The organism is Mesorhizobium sp. B4-1-3 (assembly GCF_006439355.1).
Classification (GTDB): domain Bacteria; phylum Pseudomonadota; class Alphaproteobacteria; order Rhizobiales; family Rhizobiaceae; genus Mesorhizobium.
Genome location: NZ_VFTG01000024.1, coordinates 1 through 14,391, shown reverse-complemented (window position 1 = coordinate 14,391; position 14,391 = coordinate 1). Strand labels below are relative to the sequence as shown.

10 protein-coding genes are annotated in these 14,391 nt (G+C 65.1%); 6 read left to right on the top strand and 4 right to left on the bottom strand.

The annotated features are described in order from the left end of the window. Positions 1-18: 18 nt before the first annotated feature. Both FJW06_RS23755 and FJW06_RS23750 read left to right on the top strand, forming a co-directional pair. Entirely contained in the window at positions 19-957 is a 939-nt protein-coding gene (locus FJW06_RS23755) for a uracil-DNA glycosylase (RefSeq protein ID WP_140755075.1), read from the top strand. Between the two features lie 84 nt (positions 958-1,041). Beyond that, positions 1,042-1,854 (top strand): helix-turn-helix transcriptional regulator, encoded by an 813-nt coding sequence (locus FJW06_RS23750; RefSeq protein WP_140755073.1) that lies wholly within the window; start codon positions 1,042-1,044, stop codon positions 1,852-1,854. A 2-nt stretch (positions 1,855-1,856) separates the two neighbouring features. Here the strand turns inward: FJW06_RS23750 and FJW06_RS23745 are convergent, their stop codons facing one another. Then, positions 1,857-2,804 (bottom strand): DMT family transporter, encoded by a 948-nt coding sequence (locus FJW06_RS23745; RefSeq protein WP_140755071.1) that lies wholly within the window; start codon positions 2,802-2,804, stop codon positions 1,857-1,859. Between the two features lie 213 nt (positions 2,805-3,017). On the opposite strand from FJW06_RS23745, the gene pepN reads away from it, so the two are divergent. From pepN to FJW06_RS23725, 4 genes are all read left to right on the top strand, one after another. Next, the gene (gene pepN / locus FJW06_RS23740; protein WP_140755069.1) at positions 3,018-5,663 is read left to right on the top strand and encodes an aminopeptidase N; all 2,646 of its coding nucleotides are present in this window, start codon (positions 3,018-3,020) and stop codon (positions 5,661-5,663) included. 178 nt (positions 5,664-5,841) lie between these two features. Then, positions 5,842-8,163 carry a PAS domain-containing sensor histidine kinase gene (locus FJW06_RS23735; protein WP_140755067.1) on the top strand — a complete coding sequence of 774 codons (2,322 nt, stop codon included), beginning with the start codon at positions 5,842-5,844 and terminating at the stop codon, positions 8,161-8,163. 78 nt (positions 8,164-8,241) lie between these two features. Further along, on the top strand, positions 8,242-8,502 hold the full coding sequence (locus FJW06_RS23730) for a type II toxin-antitoxin system prevent-host-death family antitoxin (RefSeq protein WP_140755065.1): 261 nt from the start codon (positions 8,242-8,244) through the stop codon (positions 8,500-8,502). Then, positions 8,499-8,936 carry a type II toxin-antitoxin system PemK/MazF family toxin gene (locus FJW06_RS23725; RefSeq protein WP_140755063.1) on the top strand — a complete coding sequence of 146 codons (438 nt, stop codon included), beginning with the start codon at positions 8,499-8,501 and terminating at the stop codon, positions 8,934-8,936. The genes FJW06_RS23730 and FJW06_RS23725 overlap by 4 nt, the downstream gene beginning before the upstream one ends. Here FJW06_RS23725 and FJW06_RS23720 read toward each other — a convergent pair. From FJW06_RS23720 to FJW06_RS23710, 3 genes are read right to left on the bottom strand one after another with little or no spacing between them, the layout of a single operon-like run. After that, positions 8,921-11,899, bottom strand: a complete 2,979-nt coding sequence (locus FJW06_RS23720) for a bifunctional [glutamine synthetase] adenylyltransferase/[glutamine synthetase]-adenylyl-L-tyrosine phosphorylase (protein ID WP_140755061.1) — start codon at positions 11,897-11,899, stop codon at positions 8,921-8,923. The two genes, FJW06_RS23725 and FJW06_RS23720, sit on opposite strands and share 16 nt — an antisense overlap. A 12-nt stretch (positions 11,900-11,911) precedes the next feature. Continuing rightward, positions 11,912-13,393, bottom strand: coding sequence for a HAMP domain-containing sensor histidine kinase (locus FJW06_RS23715; protein ID WP_140755059.1), 1,482 nt, complete (start codon positions 13,391-13,393; stop codon positions 11,912-11,914). Between the two features lie 8 nt (positions 13,394-13,401). Further along, positions 13,402-14,076, bottom strand: a complete 675-nt coding sequence (locus FJW06_RS23710) for a response regulator transcription factor (RefSeq protein ID WP_140755057.1) — start codon at positions 14,074-14,076, stop codon at positions 13,402-13,404. Positions 14,077-14,391 lie beyond the last annotated feature (315 nt).

Below are 14,391 nucleotides of genomic sequence, written 5' to 3'. Positions count from 1 at the left end.
GCGGACGATGGTGGCGCCATGACTGCCGCCTCCCCCAGCACACCAGCCGAGATCGCAGAACTGCTCGCCTTCTATGCCAGCGCCGGCGTCGACGACGCGCTCCAGGACGCGCCGATCAACCGGTTCGCCGAAGCGGCGGCAATGCCAGTTGGACGGGGGCCGGCCGAACGCAGGCCTGCCGAGCGGGCGCCGGCAGCGCCACTACGCGAAACCAGGCCCGAAAGCCGAACGGCACCAGACCAGGTTCCGGAACGCGTTGAGAACCCGCCAGCTCCCTTATCCGGCCTCGACGCCAGCAATATTCCGGACGCACCCACCCGGATGCCGGCGGCCGCGGCCGTTCCCGACGAGGCACAGGCCCTGCTGGCGCGGCAGCTTGCCGCGAGCGCTTCGACGCTGGACGAGCTGCGCCAACTCATGGCCACCTTCGATGGCTGCAACCTCAAATTCACCGCCAAGAACCTGGTGTTCGCGGACGGCAATCCCAACGCCGACCTGATGCTGGTCGGCGAGGCGCCGGGACGGGACGAGGACCTCGAAGGCTTGCCTTTCGTCGGCCGGTCCGGCCGGCTGCTCGACCGCATGCTGGCGGCGATCGGCCTCGACCGCAACTCCGCCTATATCGCCAACGTCATCCCATGGCGCCCACCGGGCAACCGCACGCCGACGCCGCACGAGACCGAAATCTGCCGTCCCTTCATCGAAAGGCAGATCGAGCTGGTCAATCCAAAAGTGCTGGTCAATCTCGGCGGCCCGTCGGCCAAGACGCTGCTCAACACGACCGAAGGCATTCTGCGACTGCGCGGCAACTGGCGGGTGCACATGACGGCGTCCGGAATTGCCATTCCTGCGATGCCGACACTGCATCCGGCCTATCTCTTGCGGACGCCGGCGCACAAGAAGCTGGCCTGGCGGGATTTTCTCGAGGTCAAGGCGAAGTTGCGGGCGTTGGGATAAGGCGCCCTCACCTTTCTTGGAAGAAGGGAGCTATAACCTCCCAGGTAATTGAATTGCGCCGCCCGCCGCCCTACTCATCCGTCCATGACCACATCCGAACCGTCCGCCGGCAGCCTCATCCGCGAATGGCGCACGCGTCGCCGCATGAGCCAGCTCGATCTCGCCATGGAGGCCGATATCTCGCAACGGCATCTCTCGTTCGTCGAGAGCGGCCGCGCCCAGCCGTCGCGGGAGATGGTGCTGCATCTGGCCGAGCAGCTGTCGATCCCGCTCAGGCAACGCAACCAGTTGCTGCTCGCGGCGGGCTTCGCGCCGAGCTTCAGCGAGAGACCACTGACCGACGCCACGTTAGCGCCGGCGATGGCCGCCGTCGAGACTGTGCTCAAGGGCCACGAGCCCTTTCCGGCGCTGGCAGTGGACCGGCACTGGAACCTCGTTTCCGCGAATGCCGCGATCGCCCCATTCCTCTCCGATATTTCCGAGCCGTCCCTGCTCCAGTCACCGGTCAATGTGCTGCGGCTCAGCCTGCATCCAGGCGGTGTCGCGCCCCGTATCGTTAATCTGGCGGAATGGCGCGCGCATCTTCTGGAGCGACTGAAGCAGCAGAACGACGCCACCGGCGATCCGGTGCTGATCGAGCTCGAACGCGAATTGCGCGCCTATCCGTCCGGCTTGAAGAGCGGACGTCCGGCACCGGTCGAGCCGAGCGGCATCGTGCACCCGCTCAGGCTGGCGCATGGCGATCAGGTGCTCTCCTTCATCAGCACGATCACCGTGTTCGGCACACCGCTCGATGTCACGCTGTCGGAACTGGCGATCGAATCCTTTTTCCCCGCCGATGAGCAGACCCGCGCCGTGCTAGTGCGGCTGGCGAAAGAGCGAGTGTCAGCCTCGTAGCCTTACCCCTGCGGCGGCGCGGCCGTCCTGGTGCGCGTGCGCTCCAGGCCGAGCTGCCGCTCGCGCCAGATGATAAAAATGCCCGCGGCGACCACGACCATGCCGCCGATCAGCGTGTTGAACGAGGTCACGTCGCCGAAGACGAAATAGCCGACGACGACGCCCAAAATCATCGAGGTGTATTCGAAGGGCGCCACGACCGAGGCTTCGGCGTGGCGATAGGCCGCCGTCATCAGGATCTGGCCGAGTCCGCCGCAAAAACCGGCGAAAACAAGCAGTGCCGCCTGCATCAGCGTCAGTGCCTGCCAGCCGAAGGGCAGCGTAAAGAGCGACAGCACCGAAGCCGTCGAGGAGAACCACAGCACGATGGTCGCCGTCTTCTCCGTCTGCACGAGATTGCGCACCAGAAGCATGGCAACGGCCGAGGTCGCCGCGGCGATCAGCGCGGCCATGACGCCCAGCACCTCCTGGTCGTCGAGGCCCGCGCCGGAATTGAGCAGCGTCAGTTCCGGCCAGGAGATGATCAATACGCCGGCAAGACCGACCGCGACCGCGCTCCAGCGATAGACGCGGATCGTCTCGCCGAGGAAAACCGAGGAGAACACCACGACCAGCAGCGGCTGCGCATAGTTCAGCGTGATCGCCTCGGGAAGCGGCAGCCTGGTCAGCGCAAAGAAGCCGAGCCCCATGGCGCCGACACCGACCAGGCCGCGCGCGATGTGGTTGAACGGGCGCCTGGTCGTGAAGGCGGTGGCGAGCTCGCCCTTGAAAGCCAGGAAGGCGATGATCGGGAAGATGGCGAAGAAGGAGCGGAAGAAGACGATCTGCCCGGCGGGCACGTCGCCGGCCGCCTTGATGCAGGTCTGCATGCCGACGAAAACCGTCACCGAGACGATCTTCAGAGTGATGCCGCGCAGCGCGCTGTGGCCGACGGCATGATCGACGGTCATCTTGCCTCGTGGTGATGGTCGGAGAACGAAGCCGTGAAATAGGCCAAGAGCAATTCCAGGAAAGTGCGTAACGGTTTTCCGTCCGGAATTGCGAAACACAACCTATGCCGCAGTTTTGTCGAGTGGCCGTTTCGTGTAAAGAGCGCGCACCTCAAAATTCTTGGACCAGCCACGCTGGCCCTCCGCCCGAAATCGACAGGAAAAGCCCAAGGAATGCGCACCGATACCGGCCATGTCTTCAAGCTCGAAGACTATCGCCCCAGCGACTATCTCATCCCGAGGACCAGCCTCGACTTCCGCCTGTCGCCGGAAGCCACCCATGTCACCGCGCTGCTCACCATAGAGCGGCGCGAGGGCGTCGCCGCCTCAGCGCCGCTGGTGCTCGACGGGGACGGGCTGACGCTGCTTGGCGCGGCGATAGACGGGCAGGCGCTGCAGGCCGGCGATTATGAGGCGACGCCGGACCGGCTGACGATCCTGAAGCCGCCGGCGGCACAGCGCTTTGAGCTTCGTCTGGAGACGGAGATCGCGCCGTCGCGCAACGAGGCGCTGATGGGCCTCTATCGCTCCAACAATGTCTATTGCACGCAGTGCGAGGCTGAAGGCTTTCGCCGCATCACCTATTTCCTCGACCGGCCCGATATCCTCTCGGTCTACACCGTGCGCATCGAAGCCCCACACAACGAGGCGCCGCTCCTGCTCTCCAACGGCAATCCCGTCGGACGCGGCACGCTCGCCAACGGCAGGCACTACGCGGTCTGGCACGACCCCTTCCCCAAGCCCTCCTATCTCTTTGCGTTGGTGGCGGGAGCGCTCGGCAAGGTGGCGGACTGCTTCACCACCATGTCCGGCCGCGAGGTCGAGCTCGGCATCTATGTCGAGCCCGGCAAGGAGCGGCTTGCCGGCTATGCGATGGACGCGCTGAAGCGCTCGATGAAATGGGACGAGGACGCCTTCGGCCGCGAATACGACCTCGACGTCTTCAATATCGTCGCCGTGTCGGACTTCAACATGGGGGCGATGGAGAACAAGGGCCTCAACGTCTTCAACGACAAATATGTGCTGGCCGACGAGGAGACCGCGACGGACGCCGACTTCGCCAATATCGAGGCGATCATCGCGCACGAATATTTCCACAATTGGACAGGCAACAGAATCACTTGCCGCGACTGGTTCCAGCTCTGCCTGAAGGAAGGGCTGACGGTTTACCGCGACCACGAATTCTCGGCCGACCAGCGTTCGCGGGCTGTGAGGCGCATCGCGGAAGTACGCACGCTGCGCGCGCACCAGTTCCCGGAAGACCAGGGGCCGCTGGCGCATCCGGTCAGGCCGCGCCGTTACCGCGAGATCAACAACTTCTACACGGCGACCGTCTACGAGAAGGGCTCGGAAGTGGTGCGCATGATCCGCACCATCCTCGGGCCGGAGACCTTCCGTGCCGGCATGGACCTCTATTTCGAGCGGCATGACGGCGAAGCCGCGACGATCGAAGACTTCTTGAAAGTCTTCGAGGACGTCTCGGGCCGCGACCTCGCGCAATTCGCGCTCTGGTATCACCAGGCCGGCACGCCGAACCTGACGGTGAGTTCATCCCACAATGCAGCGGCCAGGGAGTTCACGCTGGAGATCGAGCAATCGGTGCCGCCGACGCCCTCGGAAAGCCGGAAGCGGCTGATGCATATTCCCCTTGCGTTCGGACTTGTCGGCGCCGACGGCAAGCCCGTCACCTGGGCGGCCGTCGAGGGCGCGGCGGTGGATGACGGCGTCATCCATATCCGCAAGCGCCGGCACACGGTGCGCTTCACCGGTGTCGCCGAGCGGCCCGTGGTGTCGCTCAACCGCGGCTTCTCGGCGCCGATCACGCTTTCGGTGCAGCAGAAGGCGGACGACCAGTTCTTCCTCGCCGCGCATGACAGCGACGCCTTCTCGCGCTGGCAGGCGTTCAACATGCTTTTGACCGATGCCCTGATCGCGGCTTTCCGCCAGATCCTCGGCGGCAAGCAGCCGGTCTTCGCGCCAAAGCTCGCCGAGCTTGCCGGCAGGATCGCCGGTGACGAGGCGCTCGAGCCGGCCTACCGGGCGCTGGCGCTGTCGCTGCCCGGCGAATCCGACATTGCCCGCGACATCGGCAAGGGCATCGACCCCGACGCCATCTTTGCCGCGCGCGGGGCGCTGGCGCGGACGATCGCCGAGGCAAACAGCGACGCCTTTTCGGCGCTCTATGACAGCCTTGCCGACAAGGGTCCGTTCAGCCCGGACGCGGCGAGCGCAGGGCGCAGGGCGCTCCGCAACATCCTGCTCGATTATCTGTCGCTGCTGCCGGAAGGCGCCACCCTTGCCGCGCGGCACTTCAACGCCGCCACCAACATGACAGACCGCGCCGCGGCGCTTGCCGTATTGGCGCATCGCCATCCAGGCCGGGCCGAGGCCGAAGAGGCGCTGGCAGCCTTCGAGGCGCGCTATCGAAGCGACGCGCTGGTGCTTGACAAATGGTTCCAGATCCAGGCCGGTGTGCCGGGCGCGAAGACCGTCGACAAGGTGCGCGAGTTGATGCGGCATCCGGCCTTCTCGATCGCCAACCCGAACCGGGTGCGTTCCCTGATCGGCACCTTCTCCAGCGCCAACCAGACCGGCTTCCACCGCGCCGACGGCGAAGGCTACCACCTGTTCGCCGAGACGGTGCTGGAAATGGAAAAGCGCAACCCGCAAGTGGCGGCGCGGCTGGCGACGGCGCTCAGGTCCTGGCGCTCGCTGGAGCCCGGACGCCAGGCCAGGGCCAAGCAGGCGCTGCTCGACATGGCCAAGGTCGAGAACCTGTCGGCGGATCTGCGCGATATCGTGGAGCGGACACTGGCTTAGCGCTCTCTGCCTTCTCCCCTGGTGGGAGAAGGGAAAAGGAGAAATTTCAATCAACTTTTAATCTTTTTCGCCCGGCCCTCTGGACAACGCGAATCACCTTTGATTCTTTACTGACGATTCGGGGCGTGCGGCGTAACCGGATCATCCAGTAGATACGGCAGATCGGGGAGTGCCATTTATGGCCAAGGCGGACGCGTGGGGCGCGCCCGGAGGGAAGGCTTTTGCGCGTCGCAAGGCAAGGAGCGATGGGCTTGCCGGAAATACGCGCCTGATCGCCGAACCTGCCTATCAGCGGCTCTTGGCCGCCGAGCCCTTTCTGCGCCGTTCGATCCCGGCTCTGATCATCATCTTCCTGATCGTCATCGCCGCGCTGCGCTTCCTGTCGCTGATGAACGAGCATGACGAGATCGAGCGCGACGCCAAGGCCGTGCTGGCGCTGGGCGCCGGCCAGATGGCGCAGGCCATCACCGCCGACCCAACAGTGGCCGGCGCCAACGCGGTAAGCCTCCTGGAAAACACCAGCCGCCAGGGCGCCATGAGCCGCGCCCATGTGCTCGCCATCACCGACGCCAGCTTCAAGGTCATCGCCGTCTCGCCGCTGTCGACGGGCTGGCAGGGCCGCACGCTGGACAGTTTGGTCCTGGGCGGCCAGCCGCTGTTCATGTTCGGCGACCGTGCCGGCGTGATGGATGTCAGCATCTCAGGACAGGACTGGTTGGCCGCCGTCAGCCTCAGCGGCGATCGCAAACACGCGGCCGCCGTGCTGGTGCCGCAGGAAGCGGTGTTCGAAAGCTGGCGCAAGTCGATGTCGCTCAACGTCACATTGTTCGTGCTGACGGCGGGCGTGCTGATCGTCATCCTCTACGCCTATTTCGGCCAGGCGGCGCGCGCCCAGGCTGCGGACCGCATCTATCTCGAGGCGCATCAGCGCATCGACATGGCGCTGGTGCGCGGCCGTTGCGGCCTGTGGGACTGGGACATGGTGCGCGGCAAGATGTACTGGTCGCGCTCGATGTACGACATGCTGGGCTACGAGCCCTGCGACACGATGCTTTCCTTCGGCGAAGTCGACGAGATCATCCACCCCGACGACGGCGATCTGTTCGAGCTTGCCAACCGCATCATTGAGCGCGAGATCGATCATATCGACCAGGTCTTCCGCATGCGCCACGCCGACGGACAGTGGGTGTGGATGCGGGCTCGCGCCCAGGTGATCGATCCGGAAGCGCCGGAGATCCAGCTGATCGGCATTGCCGTCGACGTCACCGAGCAGCGGCATCTGGCGCTGCGTTCGGAAGCAGCGGACATGCGGCTCAGGACCGCGATCGAGAACATCAATGAATCCTTCGTGCTGTGGGATGCCGCCGAGCGGCTGATCATGTGCAATTCGAAGTTCCAGAAGGACAACGGCCTGTCGGACCGCGACGTCGTGCCCGGCATTCTCCGCGACGCGGTGGAGGAGCGGATGCTGGCCTTCGCCTCGGAGCGCAGGCTCGCCAACGCCAACGGGCCGCAGGGAGGCGTCAGCTTCGAGCGCCAGCTCGCGGATGGCCGCTGGCTGCAGGTCAACGAGCTGAGGACCCGCGACGGCGGCATCGTCTCGGTCGGCTCCGACATCACCCAGATCAAGCTGCACCAGGAAAAGCTGGTCGACAGCGAGCGCCGGCTGATGGCGACGATCCACGATCTCAGCCTCGCCCGTCGCGCCGAAGAGGAACGCGCCAGCGAACTGGTGGAGCTCAACCGCAAATACATGAAGGAAACGGAGCGCGCGGAGGCGGCCAACCGCGCCAAGTCGGAGTTCCTGGCCAATATGTCGCATGAGCTGCGCACGCCGCTCAACGCCATCATCGGCTTCTCCGAATTGATGCAGCAGGGTCTGTTCGGGCCGCTCGGCTCGGAGCGCTACGAGGAATACGCAACCGACATCAACGGCAGCGGCAAATATCTGCTCGGCGTCATCAACGACATCCTCGACATGTCGAAGATCGAGGCCGGCCAGTTCTCGCTCGACCGCGAGGAGATCGACCTCTGCCCGCTGATCAAGGAGACCGTGCGGGTGATCTCGCTGCAGGCGGCGGAGAAGTCGATCAATGTCGAGACGCGCATCGCCGACGCGATGCGCGTCTACGCCGATCGCCGCGCCATCAAGCAGATCGCCATCAACCTTCTTTCCAACGCGGTGAAATTCACCGGACAGGGCGGCAAGATCACGGTCAGGGCGCGCAACACGTCGGGCGCGCTGCTGCTTACCATCGAGGACAATGGCTGCGGCATCCCCAAGGAGGCGTTGAGCAAGCTCGGCCGGCCCTTCGAGCAGGTCCAGAACCAGTTCTCCAAGAACCACACCGGCTCGGGCCTCGGGCTCGCGATCTCGCGCTCACTGGCCGAGCTGCAGGGCGGCGCGCTGAAGATCCGCTCGACCGAAGGCGTCGGCACGATCGTGTCGGTGCGCATTCCGCTGAAGAAAGCGCCGCCGATGGTGAAGGCGGCGGCCTGATCAAGCAAATCCTCAGCTGCCCGAGCAAACTTGAAAAAGTTATCTACTTTATCTATTTTGGATAAGAGGTGACTTTCCATGCGCGTGACATCAACGGAATTCCAGCAGAATGTCGGCCGCTTCCAGGACGCCGCGCAGCGGGCGCCGGTCGCGATTACGAAGAATGGCCGAACCCACACGGTGCTTCTTTCAGCCGCGATGTTCGACGTGCTGGTCAAGGGACGGGTTGCCCGGCCCGTCGAGGAACTCGATGACGAGACGTTGAAAGCCATTGCCGAGAGCGCGGTCCCTTCCCAGCATGACGAACTGGACCAGATGCTCAAAGACTGGACGCCGTGAGCCTGCCCAAGCCTGTTCCCGGCCTGGTGATTTCCTATTCCTACCTGTGGTCGGATGAGGACAGGCAGGGCCTCGAAGAGGGTCGCAAGAACAGGCCCTGCGCCATCGTTGCGGCGCGCCGGATCGTGGAAGGTCGCGAAGTCGTGACGGTCGTTCCAATCACTCATACACCTCCGGTAGACCCGGCCGATGCGATGGAACTGCCGGCGCCGCTCAAGGCGCATCTTGAGCTCGACGACATGCGGTCCTGGGTTTTGGTGAGCGAAACCAATGATTTCCTGTGGCCGGGTCCCGATCTCCGGCCCATCCCGGGAAGCGGTCCTGCCCGCTTCCACTACGGCATGCTACCGCCTCACTTCTACGCCCATTTGCGCGATCGGATCCTGCAGGCGCATGCGCGGCGCAAGCTCCGCCAGGTTCAACGCTCCGAGTAACCCGGCTCGCGTCTCTGCGCGCCCGCGCGAAGCAGTTGGTCGAAGTCCAGCCTGACCTTCCGCGACGTCTCCTTGAGATGCGCCTCCAGCACAGCGAAATCCGGCAGGTCGGTGACCGCAAGAAGCAGGTCCGAAAGTCCTGGCGGGACATCGTCGCGCTGGAACTCGCCGGTGAGGCAAAGCCTGATCATCTGGGTCAGCGCCAGATAGAGCCGGTAGGCCTCGCCAAGCTCTTCACGGACATCGCCGCCCGCGAAAACGGGGGCTAGCCGCGCCAGAATGTCGGCCGTCGCGGTGACCCGGCGGCCGGCCTCGACATTGCCTGTGATGACAGCGACCTGGGCGATGAATTCGAGATCGATGAGCCCGCCGGGGATCAGCTTGATGTCCCAGAGGTCGCGTGGCTGCTTCTCCTTTTCGATCAGCGCCCGCATGTGCGCGGCTTCTGCTTTCACCTTGGCGGCATCGCGCGGCTGCGCCAGCACCGCCGCCACTTCCATCTCTAGCTCGGCGCAGAGCTCGGCGTCGCCGCCGATGGCGCGGGCCCGTGCCAGCGCCATGTGCTCCCAGGTCCAGGCATCCTGGCGCTGATATTTCTTGAATGAGTCGATATGGGTGGCGACCGGCCCCTTGTTGCCGGAGGGGCGCAGGCGCAGGTCCAACTCGTAGAGCACGCCTTCGGCGGTCGGCGCCGAGACGGCGGCGATCAGACGCTGCGTCATGCGAGTGTAGTAATGCGAAGGCGCCAGCGGCTTCTCGCCGTCGGAGTCCTCGGCGTCATTATGGTCGTAGAGCAGGATGAGATCGACGTCCGAGCCCGCGGTGAGTTCGCGGCTGCCGAGCTTGCCCATGCCGAGCAGCGCCACCCTGCCGCCGGCGATCCTGCCATGGCGCAGCGCGAATTCGGCGATCACCGCTTGAAGTGCGGCCTCTATGGTGAGGTCGGCGAGATCGGAGAAGGCGCGGCCGGCGCGCGCGGGATCGATCGAGCCGGCAAGCAGGCGCACGCCGATCAGGAATTTCTGCTCGGAAGCGAAGATGCGCAGCCGATCCAGCACATCCTCATAGGCGCGGTCGCCTTCGATGAATGCCGCAAGCCGCGCCGAGAGATAGGCGCGGTCAGGCAATTCGGTGAGCAGAGCCGGATCGAGCAGCCCGTCGAAGACGTGCGGGCGGCGCGTGATGATGGCCGCCAGCCGCGGCGCAGCGCCCATGATCGTCGCCATCAGCTTGAGCAGCGCCGGATTCGACTGCAGCAGCGAAAAAAGCTGGATACCGGCCGGCAGGCCGGCGAGGAACTCGTCGAAGCGCATCAGCGCCTCGTCGGCGCGCCGCGTCTGGCCGAATGCTTTGAGCAGCGCCGGCGTCAGTTCGGTCAGCCGCTCGCGCGCTTCGGCCGACTGCGTGACGCGATAGCGTCCGAAATGCCAGCCGCGGATGACGCGGCAGATATCGCTCGGCCGGTGGAAGCCCAGGCCATGCAGCGTCTGCAGCGTGTCGGGATCGTCGACATCGCCGGTGAAGACCAGATTGCCAATGCCGGCCGAAAGCTCGGGCGCCGTCTCGAACAGCGCCGCATAATGGCGCTCGACCTGCTGCAGCGAGGCACGGAAGGCCTGCGTGAAGTCGGCCTCGCCGGCAAAGCCCAGCATCAGCGCGATGCGTTTCAGTTCCTCGTCTTCTTCCGGCAGGATATGCGTCTGCTCGTCCGCCACCATCTGGATGGCGTGCTCGACGCGACGCAGGAACCAGTATTGGCGGGTGAGCGCATCGCGCGCGTCGGCGGTGATCCAGCCGCGCGCGGCGAGCGTTGCGAGCATCGGCACCGTCTCGCGGCCGCGCAGTTCCGGGAAGCGGCCGCCGGCGATGAGCTGTTGGGTCTGGACGAAGAACTCGATCTCGCGGATGCCGCCACGGCCGAGCTTGACGTTATGGCCCTTCACGGCGATCTCGCCATGCCCCTTGTGGGCATGGATCTGGCGCTTGATCGAGTGAACGTCGGCGATCGCAGCATAGTCCATGTATTTGCGCCAGACATAGGGCAGCAACTCCTTGAGGAAGGCCGCGCCGGCAGCAAGGTCGCCGGCAACCGGCCGCGCCTTGATCATGGCCGCCCGCTCCCAGTTCTGGCCGCGCGCCTCGTAGTAGCGAAGCGCAGCCTCGACGGGAATCGCCAGCGGCGTCGAACCGGGATCGGGGCGCAGCCTCAGATCGGTGCGGAAGACATAGCCATGCTCGGTGCGGTCCTGCAGGATGGGTACGAGCCGGCGGGTGAGCCTGGAGAACAGCTCGGTCGCGTCGAGCGGATCGATGACGGCCGGCGCCTCTGGGTCGAAGAAGACGACGAGGTCAATGTCGGAGGAAAAATTCAGCTCATGCGCGCCGAGCTTGCCCATGCCGAGCAGGATCCAGCCAGAATCCTTGGCCGGTTCCGCCGGATTCGGCAGCTTGAGCTTGCCTTGGCGGTGCGCGTCGAGCAGCAGGAAATCGACCGCGGCGTTTGTACAGGCGTCCGCGAGATCGCTGAGGCGGCGCACCGTTACCGCGGTCTCCGCCTCGCCCGAAAGATCAGCCAGCGCGATCAGGAAATGGGCTTCGGTCTTCCATTGCCGCAGCGCCATCATCAGGCCGGATTCCGAGGCATCGTCCGCCATGGCCGCGCTGCCGATCGCCGCGCCGATGGCGGCGAGTCGCGCTTCGACCGTCCCGTCGAACAGCGTCTCGAGGATTGCCGGCCGCCGGCGCGCCACATCGCGCAGGAAGGGCGACAGATCGAAGACGGCCGCCAGCAGGTCCTGCAACGGCCCCTCGCCTGCCAGAAAGGCAGCGAGACGGGAAAGCTCCGCTTCCTCGGCGGCATCGGCGATTTCCGACAATTCGCGCCGGGCATGGTCCGCGTCCAGAGGCTGGAGCGCCAGTCTCGGGCTAAGCCGCAACTCGGATTCGATTTTCTTCTTCGCCATTCATCCGCGCCATCAGTGCGTCTCCCGCTGCGGGAAACTCATGACCACGGACAATCCGGGATCGGCGGGTAAAAGATCAAGCCTTCCGTTGTGGAAAGTCATGATTGCCTTGGCCAGGCTGAGGCCAAGGCCCGAGCCCGGCTGCGAGCGGCTCTTTTCCAGGCGCACGAAACGCTCGGTGGCGCGGGCTCGATCGGCGTCGTCGGGAATGCCGTGGCCATTGTCGGTGACGGTAAGCTTGATTTCGCTTCCGGCGCGCTCCAACGCCACACGCACTTTCGGCGCCTCGGCGGCATCGGTCGAATATTTGATGGCATTGTCGACGATGTTGGACAGCGCCTGACCGATCAGCTCGCGGTTGCCGTTGATCGTCAAGGCCTCGGGTACGGTCGCCTCCAGCGCGACGCCCGCTTCCTCCGCCACCGGCTCGTAGAGCTCGACGACGTCGCTTACCGTGGCGGCGAGATCGACGGGACCTGTCTGTTCCGAGGAATAGCCGGCCTCGAGGCGCGAGATCATCAGGATGGCGTTGAACGTCTTGATCAGCTGGTCGGATTCCGCGATCGTGCCTTCCAGCGCCTGGCGGTAATCCTCGGTCTTGTGCCTGCCGGCGAGCGTCGCCTCGGCGCGGTTGCGCAGTCTGGTCAGCGGCGTCTTCAGATCGTGGGCAATGTTGTCGGAGACCTGCTTCAGCCCCTCGTTCAGCATGGCGATCCTGGCCAGCATCGCGTTGAGGTTTTCGGACAGACGGTCGAATTCGTCGCCGGCGCCGGTGACCGGCAGCCGTCCGGACAAATCGCCGCCCATGATGCGGCGGCTGGCGTCCGAGACGCTGTCGATGCGCTTCAGCGCCGCGCGCCCGACAAAGAACCAGATCAGGATGCCACCGAGCCCCATCATGCCCAGCGCCAGCGTCAGCGCACGGCTGATGACGGCGCGGAAGCGCTCCGGCTCGCCGAGGTCGCGACCGACCAGCATGATCATCTGGTTGGGCAGCCTAAGCACCAGCGCGATGGCGTTGTGGCCCTTTTCTCCCTGGGATTGGGGAGTGTTGCCGCTGTCGCCGGCCTGGGGCGCCGGCTGGTCGGTCGCCCCACTACGCATCCGGTCGAGCTCGCCCTCGCCGAAGCGCTGGTAGGAAAAGGGCTGCGTCGTCCAGCCCTCGGTCTCGATCACCCCCGGCTCCAGGCTCTGGACATTGCCGGTCAGGATCTGGCCATTGGCATCAGCGATCAGATAGAGATTGGCGCCGGGCTGGCGCGAGCGGGCTTCGACGACGCGCACCAGCACCGGCAGGCCGCCGCGCTGATAGGCGCGGGCCAGGCCCAGCACCTCGTCGTTGATGGTCTCCTGCGTCTGCGCGGTCAGCATGCGCGCCGACAGCGACGTCATGTAGAGGACGAGCAGCACCGCGCAGAGCGCAAAAAGCAGAAGATAAAGCGCCGAAAGCCGGGCGGCCGTCGTCTTCATGATGGCCGGCAGGGAAAGAGCCATCTTGCTCCCTAGCCGCCTTTCAGCATGTAGCCGGCGCCGCGGATCGTGTGCAGGATCGGCTTGTTGAAACCTTTCTCGATCTTGCCGCGCAGGCGCGAGACATGGACATCGATGACGTTGGTCTGCGGGTCGAAATGATAGTCCCAGACATTTTCCAGAAGCATGGTGCGCGTGACCACCTGGCCGGCATGGCGCATCAGATATTCGAGCAGGCGGAACTCGCGCGGCTGCAGCGTGATCTCACGGCCGGCGCGCTTGACCGAATGCGACAGCCGGTCGAGCTCGAGATCGCCAACGCGGTAAACGGTCTCGGACTCGCGCGCGCTGGCGCGGCGGTTCAGCACCTCGACGCGGGCGAGCAATTCGGAAAAGGCGTAGGGCTTGGTGAGATAATCGTCGCCGCCGGCCCGCAAGCCCGTGACGCGGTCGTCGACCTCGCCCAGCGCCGACAGGATCAGCACCGGCGTGGTGTTGCCGCGCGAGCGAAGGGCGGCGATCACCGACAGGCCGTCACGGCGCGGCATCAGGCGGTCGACCACCATCACGTCATAGTCGCCGGCATCGGCGAGCGCGAAGCCGGTCTCGCCGTCGCCAGCGACATGGGCAGTGTGGCCCGCTTCGGCAAAGGCTTTCTGCAAGTAGTCCGCCGCCTCGCGATCGTCTTCCATGACGAGAATCTTCATGGGACCGTTATACGCGATTTCACTGGAAGATTGAGGGGCAGCCATATCTTCTTGCTTTCAAGTTAAAGCGGCAGCGGGTGATGGGAAACCCGCTGCCGCCAGGAGCAAAACACGGTGACTGACTTACGTGCTCGGCCCCATGTTTTCCCGGCGGCGGCTCGGGGGTGTTGATACCGCCGCAGGGAAAAGTTGAGATCCTAAAGATCAGCCCTTGCCGACCGGCAGCGCCACGAAGCGATTCGAGTCGTCGCGGGTGATCTGCATCAGCACGGCCTTGCGGCCGGCCTTGGCGGCATCGGTCATCGCCTTGGAGAC